The 23,021-nt window shown below is 54.1% G+C and carries 21 protein-coding genes and 3 tRNA genes; 22 read left to right on the top strand and 2 right to left on the bottom strand.

The window, feature by feature from the left end; genetic code table 11:
• Positions 1 to 2: 2 nt before the first annotated feature.
• The 5 genes from ilvN to pnp all read left to right on the top strand — a co-directional run bounded on the left by ilvN (position 3) and on the right by pnp (position 5,543).
• The gene (gene ilvN / locus OSH09_RS16575; RefSeq protein WP_003801075.1) at positions 3 to 494 is read left to right on the top strand and encodes an acetolactate synthase small subunit; all 492 of its coding nucleotides are present in this window, start codon (positions 3 to 5) and stop codon (positions 492 to 494) included.
• A gap of 215 nt (positions 495 to 709) precedes the next feature.
• Positions 710 to 1,726 (top strand): ketol-acid reductoisomerase, encoded by a 1,017-nt coding sequence (gene ilvC / locus OSH09_RS16570; protein ID WP_207875428.1) that lies wholly within the window; start codon positions 710 to 712, stop codon positions 1,724 to 1,726.
• 385 nt (positions 1,727 to 2,111) lie between these two features.
• Positions 2,112 to 2,879: a CDP-diacylglycerol--serine O-phosphatidyltransferase gene (pssA, locus tag OSH09_RS16565; RefSeq protein ID WP_207875427.1), complete on the top strand. Its 768-nt coding sequence runs from the start codon at positions 2,112 to 2,114 to the stop codon at positions 2,877 to 2,879.
• A gap of 166 nt (positions 2,880 to 3,045) precedes the next feature.
• Positions 3,046 to 3,315: a 30S ribosomal protein S15 gene (gene rpsO, locus OSH09_RS16560; protein WP_003801068.1), complete on the top strand. Its 270-nt coding sequence runs from the start codon at positions 3,046 to 3,048 to the stop codon at positions 3,313 to 3,315.
• Positions 3,316 to 3,404: 89 nt separating this feature from the next.
• On the top strand, positions 3,405 to 5,543 hold the full coding sequence (gene pnp, locus OSH09_RS16555) for a polyribonucleotide nucleotidyltransferase (RefSeq protein ID WP_266121597.1): 2,139 nt from the start codon (positions 3,405 to 3,407) through the stop codon (positions 5,541 to 5,543).
• A gap of 445 nt (positions 5,544 to 5,988) precedes the next feature.
• On the opposite strand, the gene OSH09_RS16550 is transcribed toward pnp, so the two are convergent.
• Positions 5,989 to 6,074 (bottom strand) — tRNA-Leu (locus OSH09_RS16550).
• Between the two features lie 12 nt (positions 6,075 to 6,086).
• Positions 6,087 to 6,176: transfer RNA gene (locus tag OSH09_RS16545), tRNA-Ser, on the bottom strand.
• A 229-nt stretch (positions 6,177 to 6,405) separates the two neighbouring features.
• Between OSH09_RS16545 and OSH09_RS16540 the strand changes: the two genes are divergently transcribed.
• The 17 genes from OSH09_RS16540 (at position 6,406) to nuoL (ending at position 23,009) form a co-directional block, all read left to right on the top strand.
• A complete protein-coding gene (locus OSH09_RS16540; RefSeq protein ID WP_266121596.1) occupies positions 6,406 to 7,380 on the top strand; it encodes an NAD(P)H-quinone oxidoreductase in 975 nt (324 codons plus the stop codon).
• Between the two features lie 159 nt (positions 7,381 to 7,539).
• A complete protein-coding gene (gene tpiA, locus OSH09_RS16535; RefSeq protein ID WP_207875424.1) occupies positions 7,540 to 8,280 on the top strand; it encodes a triose-phosphate isomerase in 741 nt (246 codons plus the stop codon).
• A gap of 18 nt (positions 8,281 to 8,298) precedes the next feature.
• Positions 8,299 to 8,709, top strand: a complete 411-nt coding sequence (gene secG, locus OSH09_RS16530) for a preprotein translocase subunit SecG (RefSeq protein WP_266121595.1) — start codon at positions 8,299 to 8,301, stop codon at positions 8,707 to 8,709.
• 216 nt (positions 8,710 to 8,925) lie between these two features.
• Positions 8,926 to 9,010, top strand: a tRNA-Leu gene (locus OSH09_RS16525).
• 624 nt (positions 9,011 to 9,634) lie between these two features.
• On the top strand, positions 9,635 to 10,762 hold the full coding sequence (locus OSH09_RS16520) for a porin (RefSeq protein WP_266121594.1): 1,128 nt from the start codon (positions 9,635 to 9,637) through the stop codon (positions 10,760 to 10,762).
• A 563-nt stretch (positions 10,763 to 11,325) separates the two neighbouring features.
• Complete coding sequence (locus tag OSH09_RS16515) at positions 11,326 to 11,685, top strand: NADH-quinone oxidoreductase subunit A (RefSeq protein WP_189391140.1); 360 nt, start codon at positions 11,326 to 11,328, stop codon at positions 11,683 to 11,685.
• 146 nt (positions 11,686 to 11,831) lie between these two features.
• Positions 11,832 to 12,308 carry a NuoB/complex I 20 kDa subunit family protein gene (locus tag OSH09_RS16510; protein ID WP_003801059.1) on the top strand — a complete coding sequence of 159 codons (477 nt, stop codon included), beginning with the start codon at positions 11,832 to 11,834 and terminating at the stop codon, positions 12,306 to 12,308.
• Positions 12,309 to 12,334: 26 nt separating this feature from the next.
• The gene (locus OSH09_RS16505; RefSeq protein WP_207875421.1) at positions 12,335 to 12,946 is read left to right on the top strand and encodes an NADH-quinone oxidoreductase subunit C; all 612 of its coding nucleotides are present in this window, start codon (positions 12,335 to 12,337) and stop codon (positions 12,944 to 12,946) included.
• Between the two features lie 5 nt (positions 12,947 to 12,951).
• On the top strand, positions 12,952 to 14,205 hold the full coding sequence (locus OSH09_RS16500) for an NADH-quinone oxidoreductase subunit D (RefSeq protein ID WP_207875420.1): 1,254 nt from the start codon (positions 12,952 to 12,954) through the stop codon (positions 14,203 to 14,205).
• 29 nt (positions 14,206 to 14,234) lie between these two features.
• Positions 14,235 to 14,729 (top strand): NADH-quinone oxidoreductase subunit NuoE, encoded by a 495-nt coding sequence (gene nuoE, locus OSH09_RS16495; protein ID WP_207875419.1) that lies wholly within the window; start codon positions 14,235 to 14,237, stop codon positions 14,727 to 14,729.
• Positions 14,726 to 16,093: an NADH-quinone oxidoreductase subunit NuoF gene (nuoF, locus tag OSH09_RS16490; RefSeq protein WP_207875418.1), complete on the top strand. Its 1,368-nt coding sequence runs from the start codon at positions 14,726 to 14,728 to the stop codon at positions 16,091 to 16,093. The genes nuoE and nuoF overlap by 4 nt, the downstream gene beginning before the upstream one ends.
• Positions 16,094 to 16,107: 14 nt before the next feature.
• The gene (gene nuoG, locus OSH09_RS16485) at positions 16,108 to 18,438 is read left to right on the top strand and encodes an NADH-quinone oxidoreductase subunit NuoG (protein WP_266121593.1); all 2,331 of its coding nucleotides are present in this window, start codon (positions 16,108 to 16,110) and stop codon (positions 18,436 to 18,438) included.
• Position 18,439: 1 nt separating this feature from the next.
• Positions 18,440 to 19,513 carry an NADH-quinone oxidoreductase subunit NuoH gene (gene nuoH, locus OSH09_RS16480; RefSeq protein ID WP_207875416.1) on the top strand — a complete coding sequence of 358 codons (1,074 nt, stop codon included), beginning with the start codon at positions 18,440 to 18,442 and terminating at the stop codon, positions 19,511 to 19,513.
• 17 nt (positions 19,514 to 19,530) lie between these two features.
• Positions 19,531 to 20,019, top strand: coding sequence for an NADH-quinone oxidoreductase subunit NuoI (gene nuoI / locus OSH09_RS16475; RefSeq protein WP_189391133.1), 489 nt, complete (start codon positions 19,531 to 19,533; stop codon positions 20,017 to 20,019).
• A gap of 18 nt (positions 20,020 to 20,037) precedes the next feature.
• Positions 20,038 to 20,679, top strand: a complete 642-nt coding sequence (locus OSH09_RS16470) for an NADH-quinone oxidoreductase subunit J (RefSeq protein WP_207875415.1) — start codon at positions 20,038 to 20,040, stop codon at positions 20,677 to 20,679.
• Positions 20,680 to 20,681: 2 nt separating this feature from the next.
• The gene (gene nuoK / locus OSH09_RS16465) at positions 20,682 to 20,990 is read left to right on the top strand and encodes an NADH-quinone oxidoreductase subunit NuoK (protein WP_207875778.1); all 309 of its coding nucleotides are present in this window, start codon (positions 20,682 to 20,684) and stop codon (positions 20,988 to 20,990) included.
• Between the two features lie 15 nt (positions 20,991 to 21,005).
• Complete coding sequence (gene nuoL, locus OSH09_RS16460) at positions 21,006 to 23,009, top strand: NADH-quinone oxidoreductase subunit L (protein ID WP_207875414.1); 2,004 nt, start codon at positions 21,006 to 21,008, stop codon at positions 23,007 to 23,009.
• The last annotated feature ends 12 nt before the right edge of the window (positions 23,010 to 23,021 follow it).

The following is a 23,021-nucleotide window of genomic DNA, read 5'->3' as shown; positions in this document are numbered from 1 at the left end:
CCATGAAACACGTCATTTCTATCCTTCTGGAAAACGAGCCCGGTGCACTGTCCCGTGTGGTCGGCCTGTTTTCAGCCCGTGGCTATAACATCGAAACCTTGACGGTTGCCCCAACCGAGGACGACACCCTGTCTCGCATGACTATCGTTACCCGAGGGGCGGACGACGTCATCGAGCAGATCACCAAGCACTTGAACCGTCTGGTTGATGTGGTCAAGGTGGTGGATCTGTCCGAAGGCCCCCACATCGAGCGTGAACTCATGCTGATCAAAGTGCGGGCGGTAGGCAAGGAACGTGAAGAGATGAAGCGCATGGCGGATATTTTCCGTGGCCGCATCATTGATGTTACGGACAAGACATACACCATCGAACTGACCGGTGTTCAAGACAAAATTGCTGCTTTCATCAATGCGCTGGATCGTACGGCCATTCTTGAAACAGTGCGCACCGGGGTCTCTGGTGTCAGCCGTGGCGAACGTGTCTTAAAGCTGTAAGCCAAGGCTTTTTCAGGACATAATTACCGCTTTTATTCAAGGGGCTGCTTTTTAAAGCGGCTCCTTATAAAGGGTAAACACGGCCTGACGCTGTGTAGACCACGGTGGCCCTGTTCTGGAAGTAATGAGTCAAGGTCCTTTTTGTGCCGCTGCTGCATGAGCGGCCATTCTCGAATTGCTGTTTAAGCGAAATTATTAAATTTGGAGCACCTGAAATGAAAGTTTTCTACGACAAGGATTGTGATCTTTCCCTGATCAAAGGCAAGACCGTTGCCATCATCGGTTACGGCTCGCAAGGCCACGCCCACGCACTGAACCTGCACGAGTCCGGCGTGAACGTGGTTGTGGGTCTGCGTAAAGGCGGCGCTTCCTGGAGCAAAGCCGAGAACGCTGGCCTGAAAGTTCAGGAAGTGGCTGAAGCCGTCAAGAGCGCTGACGTTGTCATGATCTTGTTGCCTGACGAAAACATTGCTGAGGTTTACCGCAACCAGGTTGCCGAGAACATCAAACCCGGCGCTGCTCTGGCATTTGCTCACGGCTTTAACGTGCACTACGGCCAAGTTGTGCCGCGTGACGATATCGACGTCATCATGATTGCTCCCAAGGCTCCTGGTCACACTGTTCGTGGCACCTACAGCCAAGGCGGCGGCGTTCCTCACCTGATCGCTGTTTACCAGGACAAGACCGGCGCTGCTCGCGACGTGGCTCTGTCTTACGCATCCGCTAACGGCGGTGGCCGTGCCGGTATCATCGAAACCAACTTCCGCGAAGAAACCGAAACCGACTTGTTCGGCGAACAGGCTGTTCTGTGCGGTGGCGCGGTTGAGCTGATCAAAGCTGGTTTCGACACGCTGGTTGATGCTGGTTACGCTCCTGAAATGGCCTACTTCGAGTGCTTGCACGAGCTGAAGCTGATCGTGGACCTGATCTACGAAGGCGGTATCGCCAACATGAACTACTCGATCTCCAACAACGCCGAATACGGCGAGTACGAGACCGGTCCGAAGATCGTTACCGAAGAAACACGCAAAGCCATGCGTCAGTGTCTGGAAGACATCCAGACCGGTGTTTACGCCAAGAACTTCATCCTGGAAAACGCCGCTGGTGCACCTACTCTGATCTCGCGTCGTCGTATCAACGCCGAGTCGCAGATCGAGCAAGTGGGTGGCAAACTGCGTTCCATGATGCCTTGGATTGCCGCTAACAAGCTGGTTGATAAGTCCAAGAACTAAGTTTGATATTGGGACAGGTGAATAGCCTGTCCTGGTCTTGAACAAAAAACCGGCTAGCGTCTTCTGGCGCCAGCCGGTTTTTTATTTTTGTTTGGCAACGCTGTCAGGCCACTCCAGGCAAGCCAATACTATCTGGACAGGATCGGGCGTATGCGGCGCAGCGAGCGCTGTTGCCTTGGGATTCGCGGATTCCTTCAGGGGCGCGGGAGCTTATACTCTTGCTTGATGCCAGCCAGCCTGAACAGGCTTGTGTCTGCCTCTGCAAATCCTGCCCCTTTTAAGGCGGCTGACTGTTATTCGCTTGAATTATTTGCGTTCTGCAGCTTGGCTTACAATGCTACATTTGAGCGTTCAGTCTCTAGCAACAACTCTTAAAGCATAAATTATGCCCAATTTGCTCAATGATGAAACCCGTCGTCGGCGTAGCATCTATCTATTGCCCAACGCCTTTACCACTGCCAATTTGTTCGCGGGGTTCTATGCCGTTGTGCAAGCCATGAATGGTCGCTTTGAAGCCGCAGCCATCGCCATTTTCCTGGCACTGGTGTTTGACGGTATGGACGGACGGGTTGCCCGTTTGACCAATACCCAGTCCGCCTTTGGCGAGCAGTACGACTCCATGGCCGACATGATCTCCTTTGGTGCGGCACCCGCGCTGGTCATGTATGTCTGGGCCATGCAAGGTTTGGGGCGGTGGGGGTGGCTGGCCGCTTTTATCTATGTAGCCGGCGGCGCACTGCGTCTGGCTCGTTTCAATACCAATATTGAAGTGGTCGACAAACGCTTTTTCCAGGGTCTGCCCAGTCCGGCCGCTGCTGCACTGGTGGCGGGCTTTGTTTGGCTGGCAGTAGACAACAAGTTGTCCCTGCATGTGAACGTGATTCCTTGGGTTGCGTTTGGTTTGACGATTTATGCCGGTCTGGCCATGGTGTCCAATGCACCGTTCTATAGCGGCAAGTCCTTTGCGGTCAGCCGTAGCGTGCCGTTCTGGGGCATGTTGCTCTTTGTTCTGGTCTTTGTGTTTGTCTCCACAGACCCGCCAGTCTTCCTGTTTGGCTTGTTCTGCCTGTATGGCTTGTCGGGCTGGGTCGTAATGGCCTGGCGCTGGCGTCGGGCTCGAGCTTTGGCGCGACTTCGGCGTGGAAACAACTAAAATACAGGGGTTTCGGGGGCTGGCAGATCGAAATGCTTAACGCCTTCCCCGGTTTTTCGTTATAATCGTTAGCTTGCACTTGGCCCGGTGGGCCCGGTGCACTTAATCTCATTTTCACCACGTTAGGGCACCTCGGTCCTAACGCAAGTCTTAGAGGCTAAATAAAATGGCAGTTGCAGATATCAAAAAAGTCGATATCGTTTCCGAGTTTCAGCGTAAACAAGGCGATACAGGCTCCCCAGAAGTGCAAGTGGCTTTGCTGACCGCTCGCATCAACGAATTGACCGGCCACTTCAAGGCTCACAACAAAGATCACCACTCCCGTCGTGGTCTGCTGCGTATGGTTAGCCGTCGTCGTAAATTGCTGGATTACCTGAAAGGTCGTAATCCAGACGCTTACCGTGCTTTGATCGAAAAACTCGGTCTGCGTAAGTGATACCGGGGCTGGCTCCCCGCTAAACAACCGTGCATTCGGCGAACTGGTTTCGCTGTGTGCACGGTTTTTTTATTGTAAGGATTCTCCTAATGTTCAATAAAGTCACCAAGTCTTTCCAGTACGGCGAACATACCGTCATTCTGGAAACCGGCGAAATCGCACGTCAGGCGTCAGGTGCCGTGCTGGTTTCGATTGAAGACACTGTTGTGTTGGCCACTGTTGTTGGCAAGAGCGAAGCGAAAGCAGGTCAGGACTTCTTCCCTCTGACCGTTGATTACGTCGAAAAAACCTACTCCGCAGGCAAGATCCCTGGTGGTTTCTTCAAGCGTGAAGGCCGTCAGTCCGAGCGCGAGATCCTGATCTCCCGCCTGATCGACCGTCCACTGCGCCCTCTGTTCCCTGAAGGCTTCTACAACGAAGTTCAGGTCATCATTCACACGGTATCGGTCAATCCGGAAATTGATCCTGATATCGCTGCCATGATCGGCGCTTCCGCTGCTCTGGCTATCTCCGGTATTCCGTTCAACGGTCCTGTGGGCGCAGCTCGCGTTGGTTACGTTGATGGTCAGTACGTACTGAACCCATCCGCAACTCAACTGAAGTCCTCGGCTCTGGATCTGGTTGTGGCCGGTACCGAACAAGCTGTGCTGATGGTTGAGTCCGAAGCCAAGCAATTGTCTGAAGAAATCATGCTGGGTGGTGTGGTGTTTGCTCACGAGCAAATGCAAGCCGCCATCAACTGCATTCACGAACTGGTTGAAGAAGCTGGCAAACCCGAGTGGAACTGGGAGCCCGCCGCTGTTAACGAAAGCCTGCTGGCTACCGTAACGGCTGCTGCTGAAGAAGGTTTGACACAGGCCTACCAAACACGCGAAAAACAAGCTCGTACCGAGCAAGTGCGCGCTGTTTACGCTCAAGTTAAAGAAACGGTCAAGGCTCAAGCTGAAGCCGCCGGTCAGGCCCAGCCTGATATGGTTGCCGTTGAAAACATGATGTTCGACCTGGAAAGCAAGATTGTGCGTTCGCGCATCTTGGGTGGCGAGTCCCGTATTGACGGTCGCGATACCCGCACGGTTCGTCCTATCAGCATCCGTTTGGGCGTTCTGCCCCGTGCTCACGGTAGCGCTTTGTTCACGCGTGGCGAAACTCAGGCTTTGGTGGTTACCACCCTGGGCACCAAGCAAGACGAGCAGATCATTGATTCGATCATGGGTGAGTACCGCGACCGCTTCATGATGCACTACAACATGCCTCCGTTCGCTACTGGCGAAGCTGGCCGTTTCGGTGCTCCCAAGCGTCGTGAGATCGGTCACGGCCGTCTGGCCAAGCGCGCTCTGACGCCTTTGTTGCCTGCTGCTGAAGACTTCCAGTACTCCATCCGTGTGGTGTCCGAGATCACGGAATCAAACGGTTCGTCCTCGATGGCATCCGTGTGCGGTGGCTCGCTGTCCATGATGGACGCTGGCGTTCCCGTGCAAGATCACGTGGCTGGTGTGGCCATGGGTCTGATCAAAGAAGGCAACAAGTTTGCTGTGCTGACAGACATTCTGGGTGACGAAGATCACCTGGGCGATATGGACTTCAAGGTTGCCGGTACCGAGAAAGGTATTACTGCTTTGCAGATGGATATCAAGATCCAGGGCATTACCAAGGAAATCATGCAGGTTGCATTGGCTCAGGCTCACGAAGGCCGTATGCACATCCTGGGCAAGATGAAAGAGTCCATCGACGGTTCCCGTACCGAGATGTCCGAATTCGCGCCTCGCATGCTGACCGTGAAGATCAACCCCGAGAAGATTCGTGACGTGATTGGTAAGGGTGGTGCAACCATCCGCGCTCTGACTGAAGAAACCGGTACGCAGATCGATATTTCGGATGACGGCACCATCACTATTGCCAGCGCCGATCTGGACAAGGCCCGCGAAGCCGAGCGTCGTATCAAAGAGCTGACCGCCGAAGTTGAAGTGGGTCAGGAATACGAAGGCCCAGTGATGCGCTTGCTGGATTTTGGCGCGATTGTACAAGTGCTGCCAGGCCGTGACGGCTTGCTGCACATCTCCGAGATTGCCAACTACCGTATCGCCAATATCAATGACGTACTGAAAGTAGGTCAGGTTGTTAAGGTCAAGGTCATCGAAGCTGACGAGAAAGGTCGTCTGCGTCTGTCGATCAAGGCTATCGGTGGTATCGAAGCTCAAGGCGGCCCCGCTGCTCCTGCTGCTTCCTGATAGCGCTTGCTGTCTGGTTAAAGAAAAACCCGCCGAAAGGCGGGTTTTTTTGTGTCTGGGGATTTGTCCATTTTCTTGGGATTGATTGCCTGAATTTTGAACTCTCAAGGGTGGGTGTATTTAGCTCTTGGTGCCCAGGTTTGCTTGGGGTGCTGCTTTGTTGATGTTCCGCCTTGTTTTCAATGTGTTGTATTTCAAGGTGATGCGGGAGAACCTGGTGCTGCAGGTGGGGGGTAAAGGGCTTGCCGCTTGGTGATGCTTGTTGGGCTGAGAGGGAGTGATGGGCCGGAGCTTGGGTTCAATGGCAGATCTGCAGCAGGAAAGATGTATGCAAAAAAGCCCACTGATAGTGGGCTTTTCTGAAATGGTCGATGTCTGTCCGGGATAAATAAAAACACTGGTTTTTATTATGGGACAAAACTATTCGTCAGCAATGATAAATACTTGGTGCATCCAGCCGGAATCGAACCGGCACGATCAAAGATCGAGGGATTTTAAGTCCCTTGCGTCTACCAATTCCGCCATGGATGCAGCGGGAGATGATGGCGGAAGCGGTGAGATTCGAACTCACGGATGGGTTACCCCATCGCCGGTTTTCAAGACCGGTCCATTCAACCGCTCTGGCACGCTTCCTATCTATTGGGCTTTTCCCGGCAAGCAGCATAGGCAAAAAGCGTTGCGGCCAGGAAAGCCTTAAAGTGTAACGTATAAATTTGCCAGCGTCATGGAAATAATATGTTTTCATCACTGGAATAGGGCGCTGAAACGAGTCTCTATGATAGATTGCAGCAAGTAAGGTGGCTGCTTGTGTGGTGCACACTAAGCTATGCCAGAAAAATGTATTCGATATCAGGGAGCAAGTATGCGAGCGGTTGAAATCACTGAATTTGGAAAACCGGATGTATTGCGAGTGGGCGAGCGTCCCATGCCGCAAACAGGTCCTGGGGAGGTGTTGGTCAAAGTTCTGGCCGCTGGTGTGAACCGTCCTGATGTATTGCAGCGGGCGGGTGCGTATCCGCCTCCTGCAGGAGCATCCGATATCCCCGGTCTGGAGCTGGCAGGCGAGATCGTGTCGGGTGATGTGCAGGGCAGTGCTTTCAATATTGGCGATCAGGTCTGTGCCCTGGTAACGGGTGGGGGCTATGCCGAGTATTGTGTGGTCCCGGTTCAGCAGTGTCTGCCTATCCCTAAAGGTTTTAGTCTGCTGGAAGCGGCGGGCTTGCCGGAGACGTTCTTTACGGTCTGGAGTAATGTGTTTGACCGCGGGCAGTTAAGCAAGGGGGAAACCCTGCTGGTCCACGGCGGTGCAAGTGGAATCGGAACGACAGCGATCCAGTTGGCAGTGGCTTTGGGGCATACCGTCTATGCCACGGCCGGTAGTGATGAACGCGTTGAGGCGATTAATCGTCTGGGCGGGATAGGCATCAACTACAAGGCCGAGGTCTATGAGGACGTCATTAAAAGCAAAACGGGCGGCCGTGGCGTGGATGTCATTTTGGATATGGTCTCTGGTGACTACATCAATCGAGATCTGACGTGCCTGGCTGATGATGGCCGTATCGTGATTATTGCCTTGTTGGGCGGAGTTAAAGCCACGATCAATTGCGGCGAGATCTTGCGTCGTCGTTTGACTATTACTGGCTCAACGCTGCGCTCTCGTTCTGTGGAGTTCAAGGCGCAGTTGGCGCGGGCCTTGCAAGAGCGTGTCTGGCCATTACTGGAGGCAGGTCAGGTTCGCCCCTTGATCCATGCGACTTTCCCGCTGGAGAAAGCGAATGAAGCGCATGCCATGATGGAGGCGGGTGAGCAGGTCGGCAAGATCATTCTTGTTCCTTAAAAGCAGCAAGGGGTGGCATAACCACCCTTTTTCTTGCCGGTTTGAAACGAATTTTCTGCCAAACATGCGCGAAAAGGATTTGCTCGCGCTACAATAGCCGGTTAGCTGCGCCTTGATTGTGGGCGTTGGTGTAACTTTTTGACTGGCATCAAGGGAGCAATGAGCGTACATTCTTCGCGTAAACGACTGGTTGCGGGTAATTGGAAATTAAATGGCTCGCTTGATGGCAACAGCCGTCTGCTGCAAGAACTGCTCGTTCAGCCTGATGCGCAGGCAGATTGTGATGTGCTTGTGTGCGTTCCTTATGTGTATTTGCCCCAGGTGGCGAACATCCTGAAGGACTCAGCTATTGCTGTCGGTGCTCAGGATGTCAGCGTTCACGCCAAAGGTGCCTACACAGGGGAAATATCGGCGGCAATGCTGGCTGATATAGGCTGTCGCTGGGTCATTGTTGGGCATTCCGAGCGCAGGCAGTATCACCAGGAAAGCAGTGCTCAGGTTGCTGCCAAAGTTGTTGCGGCGCTGGATGCGGGCTTGACGCCTATTGTCTGTATTGGCGAGCAGTTGGCTGATCGCGAGGCAGGGCAGGAAACCTGTGTGGTGCAAGATCAGCTAGAGCCGATCAAAGCCTTGGGTGCTGATGTGGTGTCTAAGCTGGTGTTGGCTTACGAGCCGGTCTGGGCAATTGGTACGGGTCTGACGGCAACGCCAGAGCAAGCGCAGCAAATGCATCAACAGATTCGTGCCTATATGGAGTCGGATCAGTTGCGTATTTTGTACGGTGGCAGCGTGAAGGCGGATAATGCCGCTGAGCTTTTTGCCATGCCGGATATTGATGGTGCCTTGGTGGGTGGTGCATCTTTGGATGCGCAAGAATTTTTACGTATTGTGGCCGCTTAAAGGGTCTGGAGTCTTTAAATGCAAGATTGGATGTCTTCCGTTCTGATGGCGGTGCAGGTTATCTCCTCGCTGTTGATTATTGGTCTGGTTCTGTTGCAGCAAGGTAAGGGCGCCGATATGGGCTCGGCCTTCGGTGGCGGCTCGGCGGGTAGCGTGTTTGGTGCAGCAGGTGCGGCGAACTTTTTGTCGCGCATGACTAAATGGGCGGCAATTGTCTTTTTTGTGTCCACGGGTGGTTTGGCGTGGGTGGCTCACCATCCAGCGCAGAAAGTCGATGCGGGCGTGATGCAAGGCTACGAGTCCTCTGTTCCTGGTGCGGCGCCATCCGGTGCTGCTTCGGTTCCTGCTCCAGCGGCTTCTGTCCCTGCGGCTGTTCCATCAGCGACTCCTGAGGCGCAGGGTGTGCCTGCGGTTCCTCCTGCTGAGTGAGCCTGGATCTGTGGCGAGCTTTTTTCCCCTCTGTGTATAAGAGCTAGGAAATACCGCTAGAGAGTCTGGATAGTGAGATGACAAAGCCCGCTTTCATAGCGGGCTTTGTTTATTTGGTGGTGTTTGTGCTGAATATCGGTGAAGGCATGTCTTTTTGGGCTGTTTTGTGCTGACAGTCCTGCTTTTGTCATGCTAATATCGCTGTCTTGATTGCTTGCCGACGTGGTGGAATTGGTAGACACGCTATCTTGAGGGGGTAGTGGCGAAAGCTGTACGAGTTCGAGTCTCGTCGTCGGCACCAAACAAATAAAACGGGGATGTTCTGCAATTGCAGCACCCGGAAATAAAACCTGATCCTGAAAAGGACAGGTTTTTTTTTCGCCAACTTTTGGGGTGTTTTGTCTTTCTGCGCAAGTTGCTTGTATTGAGGTTTCTGGGATCGTTTCCGACTTGTTGGAAAAGGGTGCGGGCCGGGTCAGTGCATGCTGAATCTGTTTTGATATAAAATTCTCGTATTGTGAGAATCGTGGATTTAAGTCGTATGGTCAGCTTTAGCTCTCAATACGTCGAGGGCGGCATTTTCATCTTTTTGGGCGCTGATTTCATTTTTTGCCTTGTTTGCTGAGAACCAGTGTTGGCGACCTATTGCTCGGAAGACTTAAAGCAGATTCTTAAGAAGCTTGAGGGCTTAGCCTGCTAATTGTTGCTGTGGGCTCAAGCCGCCTGGAAAGCCCCTTTAAGCGGGTTTTTGTTGTGTATAGCCAACAGGCTGTGCACAAAGATTCACGTTTCCGAAGGGTTTCGTAGTCAAGCGGCGGGAATTTTGATGCAATAGCGTTAACTTCCCATCGCGGAGTTAGAAAGAGCAGCAGCACTGTTGTAGTTGGGCTGCTCTGATTTACTCAAATCTACGGAGATTTCTTACATGAAAAAGACTCTGCTCGCTGCTGCTCTGATGGCCGGCTTCGCTGGCGTCGCACACGCAGAAACGTCTGTCACCCTGTACGGTATTCTGGACGCTGGTATTGGTTACCAAAAACTGAAAACTAACGACGACGCTGGCGATTTCTCGCAGAAGCGCATTGGCATGATCAACGGTATCCAGTCTGGCAACCGTTGGGGCCTGAAGGGTTCCGAAGATCTGGGTGACGGCCTGCGCGCTGTGTTCGTTCTGGAAAGCGGTTTCGACCTGGGCACCGGTAAATCCGCTCAAGGTAGCCGTTTGTTCGGTCGTCAAGCCACTCTGGGTCTGGCTGGTGACAGCTGGGGTCAATTGGACTTCGGTCGTCAAACTAACATCGCCTCCAAGTACCTGCCAGGCGTAGCCGATCCTTTCGGCGGTGGTTTCGATCAAGCTAACATCGGTGGTGCTTTCACAGCAGCTAACACCGCTCGTTACGACAACATGATCATGTACCAAACCCCTAACTTCTCCGGCTTCCAGTTCGGCGTTGGTTACTCCTTTAACGTTGATGGCAAACAAGCCTACGACATCAAGGATGCAGACAAGACAAACATGCGCGGCGTGACCACCGGTCTGCGTTACGCTAACGGTCCTGTTGGCGTTGCTGTAACTTACGATCAGTTCAAGACTCCAGAAAGCCTGGGTGACAGCACTTCCGTCAAGTCCTGGAACATCGGTGGTAGCTACGACTTCGAAGTTGTGAAAGCTTACTTGGCTTTCGGTCAAACTCGTAACGGTCTGTTCGCTTCCCAAGACTACTCCGGTAGCACCGACATTCTGCCTAACAGCGGCAACATGATTGGTCTGGACGGTCTGAAGATCAACTCCTACCTGGTCGGTGTTTCGGCTCCTGTTGGTGCTGGCAGCCTGATGGCTTCTTGGACCATGGCTGACATGCGTGCAGTTCCAACTCTGTTGTCCGGTCTGGACGTAGAGAAGAAGAAACAGCACACATACAGCTTGGGTTACAGCCACCCACTGAGCAAGCGCACGAACGTGTACGCAATCGGTTCTTACGCCAAGAACGTGTACTTCGCTCCTGACGCTAAGTCCACTCTGTTGGGCGTCGGCCTGCGTCACCAGTTCTAATTGTGTCGCGTAGCTTGTCTACGCGTAGCGATAGGCAAGCCTTCGGGCTTGCCTGAACTGCAGATGTGTAAAAAGCCATCCTTCGGGATGGCTTTTTTTCGTGTGCTATTTTGCTTAAGGTTACTCTTGTTGGGTGTTGGGTGTTGGGTGTTGGGTGTTGGGTGTTGGGTGTTGGGTGTGCTGTGGCGGCTGCTGGGAGGCCTGTTTTTCTTGTGTGGTGCTTTTTTCCTCAGGTATTGCGTTTGGTAGGGGCTTTGATTCTTATGACCGCTTAGTCTTGTTTGTCTTGCTTACAAAATAAGTATAAAAAAACGATCTTTAGTGCTTGATAGCTGACATTCGCCTTACAAAAGCGAGTAAGATAATTAATCACTACTTCAAACCGCAACCCTTAATAAAGTAAATAATCAATAGTTGAAGGGTTTTTGGTCAGGTAGCTGACAGTTTTTGCGGCATGGGTGCAACACCCGCGCATAGATGTAATGGTTTGGGGTTATCCCCCAAAACTGTGCTCTCAAAATGCTACAATCCAAGAGTTTATTTACTGCGATTGGATGCTTTGCATGAACCTGCAAGAGTACTTTCCCGTTTTGCTATTTATCATTGTCGCCACAGGGATTGGCTTGGCACTGCTTTTAGTCGGTCGAGTGTTAGGTCCAAACCGCCCCGACCCTGAAAAGCTCTCTCCTTACGAATGCGGCTTTGAAGCATTCGGTGATTCGCGCATGAAGGTGGACATTCGTTACTACCTGATCGCGATTCTGTTCATCATGTTCGATCTGGAAATCGCTTTTCTGTTTCCCTGGGCTATGGCCAATGGGACAGTAGGCCTGGTCGGGTTCTGGACGGTCATGGCGTTCTTGGCCGTTTTGACGGTCGGTTTTATCTACGAATGGAAAAAAGGCGCTCTGGACTGGGAGTAACCCATCCATAGAGAACCCCGACACGGGTTTTCGCGTCTGCTGCTGGGCATAAGGGGCACGAGGATGCGTCTTGATGACAGCGGGTTTGGTCAGCAACAGGATAGGCCGGGGCTTCCCAGGGTCTGATCCGGCAAAAGGCAACTACTATGGCTATCGACGGCATTCTCAAAGAAGGTTTTGTGACGACCAGTGCAGACAAGTTTCTGAACTGGGCAAAAACAGGGTCCATGTGGCCCATGACATTTGGTCTGGCCTGTTGTGCAGTGGAAATGATGCACGCTGGTGCGGCTCGCTATGACCTGGACCAATTCGGCATTATTTTCCGTCCCAGCCCACGTCAATCTGATTTGATGATTGTGGCGGGCACCCTGTGCAACAAGATGGCACCCGCCTTGCGTAAGGTGTACGACCAGATGGCTGAGCCACGCTGGGTTGTATCCATGGGCTCCTGTGCCAATGGTGGCGGCTACTACCACTACTCCTACTCGGTTGTGCGCGGCTGTGACCGCATTGTGCCGGTAGACGTGTATGTGCCGGGCTGTCCTCCAACCGCTGAAGCTCTGGTTTACGGCTTGCTGCAAATGCAGAACAAGATCCGTTTGACCAATACCATCGCACGCTGAACGGTAAGAACAGGCTAAACAAGACTATGACACGGCTAGAAACTTTAAAAACCAACTTGCTCTCTATCCTTGGCGAGCAGGCTGCGTTGACGCAAGCGCGCAATGAACTCACTTTGGAAGTGCCGGTTGATGCGTGGGTCGATACCTGCACCTTGCTGCGCGACCACGCTGATCTGCGCTTCGAGACCTGTATCGACTTGTGCGGGATTGATTATTCCGCCTGGAAAGCGCCTACCTATCAGGCCGCATCCGCTCAGTTCCCTCATCGCTTTGCCGTTGTGCTGCACCTGATGTCCTTGAAGCACAACTGGCGCCTGCGTGTGCGTTGCTTTGTGCCCAACGACGATTTCCCCGCTTTGCCAACCCTGTTCGAGGTCTGGCCTTCGGTGAACTGGTTCGAGCGCGAAGCGTTTGACCTGTACGGCATTATTTTCGAGAACCACCCTGATCTGCGTCGCATCCTGACCGACTACGGTTTCATCGGTCATCCGTTCCGCAAAGACTTCCCCATCTCCGGTTACGTCGAAATGCGCTATGACACCGAGCAGAAGCGGGTCATTTACCAGCCCGTCACCATCGAGCCGCGTGAAATCACGCCACGTGTGGTGCGCGAGGACGATTACGGAATTGGGCGATAAGCATCATGGCAGAAATTCAAAACTACACCCTGAACTTTGGTCCTCAGCACCCAGCCGCACACGGTGTGTTGCGTTTGGTGCTTGAACTGGACGGCGAAGTTATTCAGCGTGCTGACCCCCATATCGGTCTGTTGCACCGCGCCACTGAAAAGCTGGCCGAGCATCGCACTTTCCTGCAAACCCTGCCTTATATGGATCGTCTGGACTATGTATCCATGATGGTCAACGAGCACGCCTACTGTATGGCTGTGGAGCGTTTGGTAGGTGTTGAGGTGCCATTACGTGGCCAGTACATCCGCGTGATGTTCGACGAGATCACCCGCATTCTGAACCACCTGATGTCGGTGGGCTCGCATGCGCTGGACGTGGGTGCCATGGCCGTGTTCCTGTACGCCTTCCGTGAACGTGAAGACCTGATGGACTGCTACGAAGCGGTCTCAGGTGCTCGTTTGCACGCGGCCTACTACCGTCCAGGTGGCGTTTACCGCGATCTGCCCGGCACCATGCCACAGTACAAGGCCAATAAATACCGCTCCGACAAAGAACTGAAAGCCATGAACGAAGCGCGTTCAGGTTCTTTGCTGGATTTCATCGAAGACTTCACCAATCGCTTCCCCGCGTGTGTGGACGAATACGAGACCTTGCTGACCGATAACCGTATCTGGAAGCAGCGTCTGGTGGGCGTGGGCGTGGTTGATCCTGATCGCGCCAAGGCGCTGGGCTTTACCGGCCCCATGCTGCGTGGTTCGGGCGTGGAGTGGGATCTGCGCAAGATGCAGCCCTACGAAGTCTATGATCGCGTCGACTTTGATATTCCTGTGGGTCGCAATGGCGACTCTTACGACCGTTACCTGGTTCGTATCGCAGAAATGCGCGAGAGCAATCGCATTATCCGTCAGTGTGTACAGTGGCTGCGCAATAATCCCGGCCCTGTCATCACGGATAACCATAAAGTGGCACCCCCATCGCGCGAACGCATGAAAACCGGGATGGAAGACTTGATCCACCATTTCAAACTGTTCTCCGAAGGGATGCACGTGCCTACTGGCGAAGTGTATGCCGGTGTAGAACATCCAAAGGGCGAGTTTGGCATTTATCTGGTATCTGACGGTGGTAACAAGCCTTACCGCATGAAGATCCGTGCTCCGGGCTTCGTCCACTTGCAGGCCCTCGATGAAATGAGCCGCGGTCACATGATTGCCGACGCGGTCACTATCATCGGCACGCAGGACATTGTGTTTGGCGAGATCGACCGTTAAGGTCGCGCCTGGAAAAACGGAACCGAATTATGTTGCTTTCCGAAAAAGCCTACCAACAGATCGATAAGGAACTGAACAAGTTCCCGGCAGACCAACGTCGCTCTGCCATCATGGCCTCGCTGGCTATCGCCCAGCAAGAAAAAGGCTGGGTATCGCCTGAAATCATTGAGGATGTTGCCCAATACATTGGCGTGGAACCCATTGCTGTGCAGGAGGTTGCGACCTTCTACAACATGTTCCATACCAAGCCTGTTGGCCGCGTCACCATTTCTGTTTGCACCAACTTGCCCTGTGCGCTGCGTGACGGCGTCAAGGCAGGCGAATACCTGAAAGAAAAGCTGGGTATCGAATACGGTGAAACCACGGCGGACGGCCAGTTCTCCCTGATCATGGGAGAGTGTATGGGTTCATGTGGTGATTCGCCCGTCATGCTGTTGAACAATCAGCACATGTGCGTGCGTATGGAAGCCGAGCGCATTGATGCCATGCTCGAAGAATTGAAGACACACGGAGAATCGGCATGATTGCACCGGACATTCTGCGTAAGTTCTCCCAGGGATTAGAGCCTAACCCTGGTGACGACCTGTCGCGCAGCATGATTTTTCATGATCGTCATATTCAGCCGCAAATTCTGGCTGGCCTGAATGGCGACAACTGGGGCCTGGAAGAGTACGTCAAGCGTGGTGGCTATGAAGCCCTGCGTAAAGTATTGACGACTGGCATGAAGCCCGAAGACGTGATTGCTGAAGTTAAAGCGTCGGCATTGCGTGGTCGTGGCGGTGCAGGTTTCCCATCGGGTCTGAAATGGAGCTTCATGCCCCGCAGCTTGCCCGGTCAAAAGTACCTGGTCTGCAACTCTGACGAGGGCGAACCCGGCACTTTTAAAGACCGCGATATTTTGCGCTTCAACCCGCATATCGTGATCGAAGGCATGGCCATTGCGGCCTACGCCATGGGCATTACCGTGGGCTACAACTACATCCACGGTGAAGTGTTCGAGATTTATCAGCGTTTTGAAGAAGCGCTGGAGCAAGCCCGTGCTGCTGGCTTCCTGGGTGACAAGATCCTGGGTTCTGACTTCGACTTCCAGTTGCACGCTTTCCACGGTTACGGCGCCTACATTTGTGGCGAAGAAACAGCCTTGCTGGAATCCCTGGAAGGCAAGAAGGGTCAGCCCCGTTTCAAACCGCCATTCCCCGCCAGCTTTGGTCTGTATGGCAAACCGACGACCATTAATAACACCGAGACTTTTGCGGCAGTTCCCTGGATTCTGCGCAACAGCGGTCAGGAATACCTGGAAGTGGGTATCCCTAATGCGGGTGGCACCAAGATCTTCTCCATTACGGGTGACGTAGAGCGTCCCGGTAACTACGAAGTGCCGCTGGGTACACCTTTTGCCACCTTGCTGGAATTGGCCGGTGGCATGCGCGACGGTCGCAAACTGAAGGCTGTGATCCCTGGCGGTTCCAGCTCGCCCGTTTTGCCCGCCGACATCATCATGGCGACCAATCTGGACTATGACTCCATCGCCAAAGCAGGTTCCATGCTGGGTTCGGGTGCCGTCATCGTGATGGACGAGACTCGCTGCATGGTGAAATCCTTGCTGCGCCTGTCATATTTTTACTATCACGAAAGCTGCGGCCAGTGCACGCCGTGCCGCGAAGGCACAGGCTGGTTGTGGCGCATGGTGCATCGTATCGAGAACGGTCAGGGTCGCGCTGAAGACCTGGACATGCTCGACGACATCGCACAGAACATCATGGGCCGTACGATTTGTGCCCTGGGTGATGCTGCTGCCATGCCGGTGCGCAGTTTCGTTAAGCATTTCCGCGACGAGTTCGCACACCACATCGAGCATAAAGGCTGTGTGGTGCCTCAATATTTGTAGGCCAGGACAACGTAATGGTAGAACTCACCATCGATGGCATTAAAGTTGACGCCCCGGAAGGCAGCATGGTCATTCAGGCTGCCCATGACGCCGGGGTCTACGTGCCGCACTTCTGTTATCACAAAAAACTGAGTATTGCCGCCAACTGCCGCATGTGTTTGGTGGACGTGGAAAAAGCACCCAAGCCTTTGCCAGCTTGTGCGACCCCCGTCACCAACGGCATGGTTGTGCGTACTCGTTCGGATAAAGCCATTGCCGCTCAAAAGAGCGTCATGGAATTTCTGCTGATCAACCACCCGCTGGATTGCCCTGTATGCGATCAGGGTGGCGAATGTCAGTTGCAGGATCTGGCCGTGGGTTACGGTGGCTCCGAGTCGCGCTACAAGGAAGAAAAGCGCGTCGTGGCTGCCAAATCCATGGGTCCGCTGATCTCGACCGAAGCCATGCAGCGTTGTATTCACTGCACCCGCTGTGTGCGTACTGGCGAAGAAATCGCCGGTGTCCAAGAGGTCGGTATGCTCAATCGCGGCGAGCACGCCGAGATCACCACCTTTGTGGGTCGTGCTGTCGAGTCCGAGCTGTCGGGCAATATGATTGACGTTTGCCCTGTGGGTGCCTTGCTCTCCAAGCCTTTCCGCTTCAATGCCCGTACCTGGGAACTGGCCCGTCGTCGCAGCGTTAGCCCGCACGACAGCGTGGGTGCCAATCTGGTGCTGCAGGCCAAGATGGACAAGGTCTTGCGCGTTGTGCCTTTCGAGAACGACGAAGTCAACGAGTGCTGGATCAGCGACCGTGATCGTTTCTCCTATGAAGGTCTGTACACCGAAGATCGTCTGACTCGCCCCATGGTGCGTGGTGATGACGGTCAGTGGCGTGAGGCTTCCTGGAACGACGCCATGCAAACCATCGTTGCCGGTATGAATGCCGTGCGCGAGAAGTTTGGTGCAGATCAACTGGGCTGTATTGGTTCGGCTACATCCACGACTGAAGAGCTGGCCTTGTTGGCTCGCTTGGGTCGCGCATTGGGTACTGAAAACGTGGACTTCCGTCTGCGCCAGACCGATGCCCGTCTGGATGGCGCCCTGGCCGGTGTGCCTTGGTTGGGTATGCCTCTGACTGCCTTGAACGAGCTGGATCGCGTTCTGGTCGTGGGCTCCTTCCTGCGTAAAGATCACCCCTTGATGGCTCAGCGTCTGCGTCAGGCTGTCAAACGTGGTGCTCAAGTTTCCTTCATTGATTCGGCTGCCGATAATCCATTGTTCAATGCGATTGCTGGCCGTATGACGGTTGCTCCTAGCCAGTTGGCCAATTCCCTGGCTCAAGTGCTGGTAGCTGTTGCCAAAGCCAAGGACGCAGCAGTTCCTGCTGGTCTGGAAGGCGTGCAAGTATCTGCTGAAGCTCAGCAGATTGCTGACAGCCTGGCCTCCGGCGAACGCGTGGCCATCTTGCTGGGCAATATGGCGGTCAACTCGGATCAGGCCAGCGTGATTGCTGCCAACGCTAATGTGATTGCACAGGCTAGCGGTGCCAAACTGGGCTTCCTGACTGCCGGTGGTAACACCGTGGGTGGTTACCTGGCGAATGCCGTTCCAGGGAAGGGCGGTTTGACTGCCGAGCAAATGCTGGCTCAAACTTTGCGTGCCTACCTGGTTCTGAACGTGGAACCTGCTCTGGACAGCGATCTGGGCGAGCGTGCAGTGGAAACACTGAAGTCCGCGACCTTCTCGGTTGCCTTGACCTCTTATCGTTCCGCTGCCGAACAGTGGGCCGATGTGATGTTGCCTGTGTCTCCCTTCACTGAAACCTCCGGCACCTTTGTGAATGCTGAAGGCCGTGTACAAAGCTTCAAGGGTGCAGCCGCTCCCGTGGGCGATACACGTCCGGCCTGGAAGGTTCTGCGTGTACTGGGCAATCTGTTCCAGTTGGATGGCTTTGACGATGAAACATCCGAATCGGTTCGTGACTCTGTCATGGCTGCCGGTGTGGAATCGCGCTTGTCCAACCAGATCAATCTGGCTGCCAGCGTCTTGCCTGAAGGCAATGGCCTGGAGCGTGTGGCAGATGTACCTATCTACCGCAGCGATGCCCTGGTCCGTCGTTCGGCTCCTTTGCAGGAAACACCTGCTTCGGCCGCTCCTACTGCTCGCATGGCCGCCGCCACGCTGACCCAACTGGGTCTGGCCGACGGCGATCTGGTGAAGGTTCGTTCCTCGCAAGGTGAAGTCAGCCTGCCAGCTCAGTTGGATGACACCGTGGCACTGAACTCGGTGCGTGTTGCCACCGCTTTTTCTGAAACTGCCGCCTTGGGTAGCGCATTCGGTCAATTGACAGTGGAGCGTGCATAACATGGATTTTCTCTCTGTCATCAATAACTACGGCACCGAGCTGCTCGGGCCTACCGCCTGGTTTGTAGTCTGGACCTTGCTCAAGGTGATCGCGATTGCGGTTCCCGTGATCTTGTGCGTGGCCTACCTGACGTACTGGGAACGGAAGATGATTGGTTTCATGCACGTCCGTTTGGGACCGACTCGCGTCGGTTACCGCGGTTTGCTGCAGCCTTTCGCTGACGTATTCAAGCTGCTGACCAAGGAACTGATTGTTCCTGCTCAGTCCAACAAGGTTCTGTATCTGCTGGCCCCTGTGGTCACCCTGATGCCTGCCTTGGCTGCCTGGGCGGTGATTCCTTTTGGCCCTGATGTGGTTCTGTCCGACATCAATGCCGGTCTGCTGTACATCCTGGCGATTACGTCTCTGGGTGTGTACGGTGTGATCGTGGCCGGTTGGGCGTCCAACTCCAAGTACGCTTTGCTGGGGGGGCTGCGTGCAGCCGCTCAGGTGCTGTCTTACGAGTTGGCCATCGGCTTTGTCCTGATTACTGTCCTGCTGGTTTCCGGCACGCTGAATCTGTCGGGCATCGTGATGGGCCAGACACAGGGCTACTTTGCAGACAAGGGCTTGAACTTCTTGTCGTGGAACTGGCTGCCACTGCTGCCACTGTTTGTGATCTACGTAATTTCCGCCGTTGCAGAAACCAACCGTCACCCCTTTGACGTGGTGGAAGGCGAATCGGAAATTGTGGCCGGTCCTATGGTGGAGTATTCCGGTACCGGTTTTGCTCTGTTCTTCTTGGGCGAATACGCCAACATGATTTTCCTGTCGGCTCTGGCGTCCATCATGTTCCTGGGTGGCTGGACTCCGATTGTCGAGTTCGCTCCCTTTACGTGGATTCCGGGGTGGCTGTGGTTGGGTCTGAAGACCTTCATCGTAGTCTCCATGTTCATCTGGTTCCGTGCGACGTTCCCACGTTACCGCTATGACCAGATCATGCGTTTGGGCTGGAAAGTATTTATCCCGCTGACCGGTGTTTGGCTGGTTATTGTGGCGATCTGGATGCAGACGCCCTGGAACATCTGGCATTAAGGCTAAGGGGCAAGATTATGGAAGCAATCAAAGATTTCTTTGGCAGCCTGATGCTGTCCGAGATGCTCAAAGGCATGCGCCTGACGGGGAAGTATTTCTTCAAGCGTAAAGTGACGCTGCGATATCCCGTTGAAACCACGCCTACCTCGCCACGTTTTCGCGGTCTGCACGCTTTGCGTCGCTACGAAAACGGCGAAGAGCGTTGCATCGCGTGCAAACTGTGCGAGGCAGTGTGTCCCGCCATGGCCATCTCGATCGAATCGGCAGAGCGCGAGGACGGCACACGCCGCACCACGCGTTATGACATCGATCTGGCCAAGTGTATTTTCTGTGGTTTCTGTGAAGAAAGCTGCCCGGTCGACTCGATCGTGGAAACGCACATTCACGAGTACCACGGCGAAAAACGCGGCGATTTGTACTACACCAAGGACATGCTGCTGGCTATTGGTGACCGCTACGAAGACGAGATCGCTCGTCGTCGTGCCGCAGATGCACCTTATCGCTAAGGCCGGAGCTCTACACTCATGTTATTTACTACTGTTCTGTTTTATGTGCTGGCGCTGGTGATGGTGGTGGCCGCGTATCGCGTGATCGCTGCCAAAAACCCGGTTACGGCCGTATTGCATTTGATTCTGGTGTTCTTCACGGCAGCCATGCTGTGGATCACGATGGGCGCAGAGTTCCTGGGCCTGTTGCTGGTGGTGGTCTACGTTGGTGCCGTGATGGTGATGTTCCTGTTCGTCATCATGATGCTGGACGTACGTCAGGAAGCCGCAGCCAAGAAGTTCAAGGCTCATGTGCCAATGGGGCTGTTGATCGGCGCCATCATGGTTCTGGAAATGGGCTTTGTGCTGACCAAGCTGTGGTTCACAACGGCACCTGCTGCCGCGGTGGCCGCGGACTACAACAACACCCGCGTGATTGGCGAGTTGATGTACTCCCAGTATGTGCTGGCTGTGTTGCTCGGTGGCATTGTGCTGCTGGTTGGCATGATCTCGGCCATTGCACTGACTCTGCGTAAACGTGAAGGTGTCAAACGCACCGTCTCCAGCGAACAAGTCAAAGTTCGCGCCAAGGATCGTCTGCGTATGGTTTCCATTCCTTCTCAAACCGAAAAGCCGTCGGTGTCCAGTTCGGCTGACGCTGTCGTGCCAGGAGACAAATGATGATGACGCTGACGCTTGCGCACTATTTGGTCCTGGGCGCTGTGCTGTTCACGATCGGCCTGTTTGGCTTTTTTCTGAACCGTCGCAACCTGATTATTCTGCTGATGTCTGTTGAGCTGATTTTGTTGTCGGCCAACATTAATTTCGTGGCCTTTTCCACGTGGATGGGCAATGAGGCAGGTCAGGTGTTTGTCTTTTTCGTCCTGACGGTCGCTGCGGCCGAGGCGGCCATTGGTCTTGCAATTCTGGTTCTGTTGTTCCGTAACCTTAATTCGATCAATGTCCAGGATCTCGACCAGCTCAAGGGTTGATGGGATAGCACACTAATGAACTCCATAAATCTTTACTTAACGATTGCGCTTGCTCCCCTGGTGGGCTCGGCGCTGGCCGGTTTGTTTGGTACCGGCTTTCTGGGCCGATTCATCGGCAAGACCGGCGCTCATCTGCTGACCATCGCAGGCGTGCTGATTGCCTTCATCGGTTCGGTCATGGTGATGTTCCAGGTGCTGGAAGGCCAGACCTTCAATGGTCCGGTCTACACCTGGATCACGATTGGCAGCATTCAGTGGGACATCGGCTTTCTGATCGACAAGCTGACTGCCCTGATGATGGTGGTGGTGACTTCCGTGTCGCTGATGGTGCATATCTACACCATTGGCTACATGAAAGATGACCCCGGTTATCAGCGCTTTTTCTCCTACATTTCGCTGTTTACCTTCTCGATGCTGATGCTGGTCATGTCCAACAACATGCTGCAGCTCTTCTTCGGTTGGGAAGCGGTGGGTCTGGTCTCTTACCTGCTGATCGGTTTCTGGTACGAGCGCAAGACCGCGATTTTCGCCAACATGAAGGCCTTCCTGGTCAACCGTGTCGGTGACTTCGGTTTTGCCCTGGGTATTGGTCTGCTCTACGCCTACACCGGCTCCATGAACTACAGCGACGTGTTCGCCAAGGTTCAGGAACTGAGCACCATGACATTCCCCGGTACCGACTGGCAATTGCTGACTGTTGCTGCTCTGGCCCTGTTTGTGGGTGCCATGGGTAAATCGGCTCAGGTTCCTTTGCATAGCTGGTTGCCAGACTCCATGGAAGGTCCTACCCCAATCTCGGCGCTGATTCACGCCGCGACCATGGTGACGGCCGGTATCTTCATGGTGGCTCGTTTCTCGCCTGTGTTTGAACAGTCGACAACTGCGCTGTCCTTCATCATTGTGATCGGTGCAACCGGTGCCTTGTTCCTGGGCTTGCTGGGTATTATCCAGAACGACGTCAAACGCGTTGTGGCTTACTCGACCTTGTCCCAATTGGGTTACATGACGGTTGCTCTGGGTGCTTCGGCATACTCGGCCGCTGTCTTCCACCTGATGACACACGCTTTCTTCAAAGCCTTGCTGTTCCTGGGCGCTGGTTCGGTGATTATCGGTATGCACCACGATCAGGACATCCGCAATATGGGTGGTCTGCGCAAGTACATGCCTATTACCTGGCTGACCTTCCTGATCGGTACGCTGGCTCTGGTTGGTACGCCGTTCTTCTCGGGTTTCTACTCGAAAGAGCACATCATCGAAGCCGCTGGCGAAGCCGGTATCTGGGGTTCGACTTACGCGTACTACGCCACACTGATCGGTGTGTTCGTCACCTCGCTGTACTCCTTCCGCCTGTACTTCCTGGTATTCCACGGCAAAGAGCGCTTCCGTGACGTCAAGCACGATGAGTCGCATGGTCACGACGACCATCACGCTCATGGTGGCGATCCTCACGAGTCGCCCTGGGTGGTTACGCTGCCTCTGGTACTGCTGGCCATTCCATCGATCTTCGCCGGTATCTGGTTTGTTGATCCGCTGCTGTTCGGTGGCTACTTTGAAGGTATTGTGACGGTTCTGCCTGAACATCCTGCAATGGCAACTCTGGCCAAGCACTGGACTGACTGGATGGCTTACGCCGTACACGGTTTTGGCACGCTGCCATTCTGGCTGGTTGTGGCGGGTGCTGTGGTGGCCTGGTACATGTACCTGGTTAATCCTGCCTTGCCTGCAGCTATCAAAAAGAACTGCTCTTTTATCTACCGTATCCTGGAGAACAAGTACTACGTTGACTGGTTCAACGAGCAAGTACTGTCTCGTGGCGTTCGCTGCCTGGGTACGGGCCTCTGGAAAGGTGCTGACCGCGGTCTGATTGACGGACTGGTGGTCAACGGTAGTGCACGCGTAGTGGGCTGGGTGGCTGCAATCAGCCGTCATATCCAGTCCGGCTATGTCTATCACTACGCCTTTGCCATGATCCTCGGGATCCTGGCGCTCTTATCCTTTTTTGTACTGACGGTTCGGTAAATGGCTAGCGAT

Source organism: Alcaligenes parafaecalis, assembly GCF_026344135.1.
Lineage (GTDB): Bacteria > Pseudomonadota > Gammaproteobacteria > Burkholderiales > Burkholderiaceae_B > Alcaligenes > Alcaligenes parafaecalis.
The sequence above is the reverse complement of the archived record's forward strand: the minus strand, read 5'-3'. Positions and strand labels throughout refer to the sequence as shown.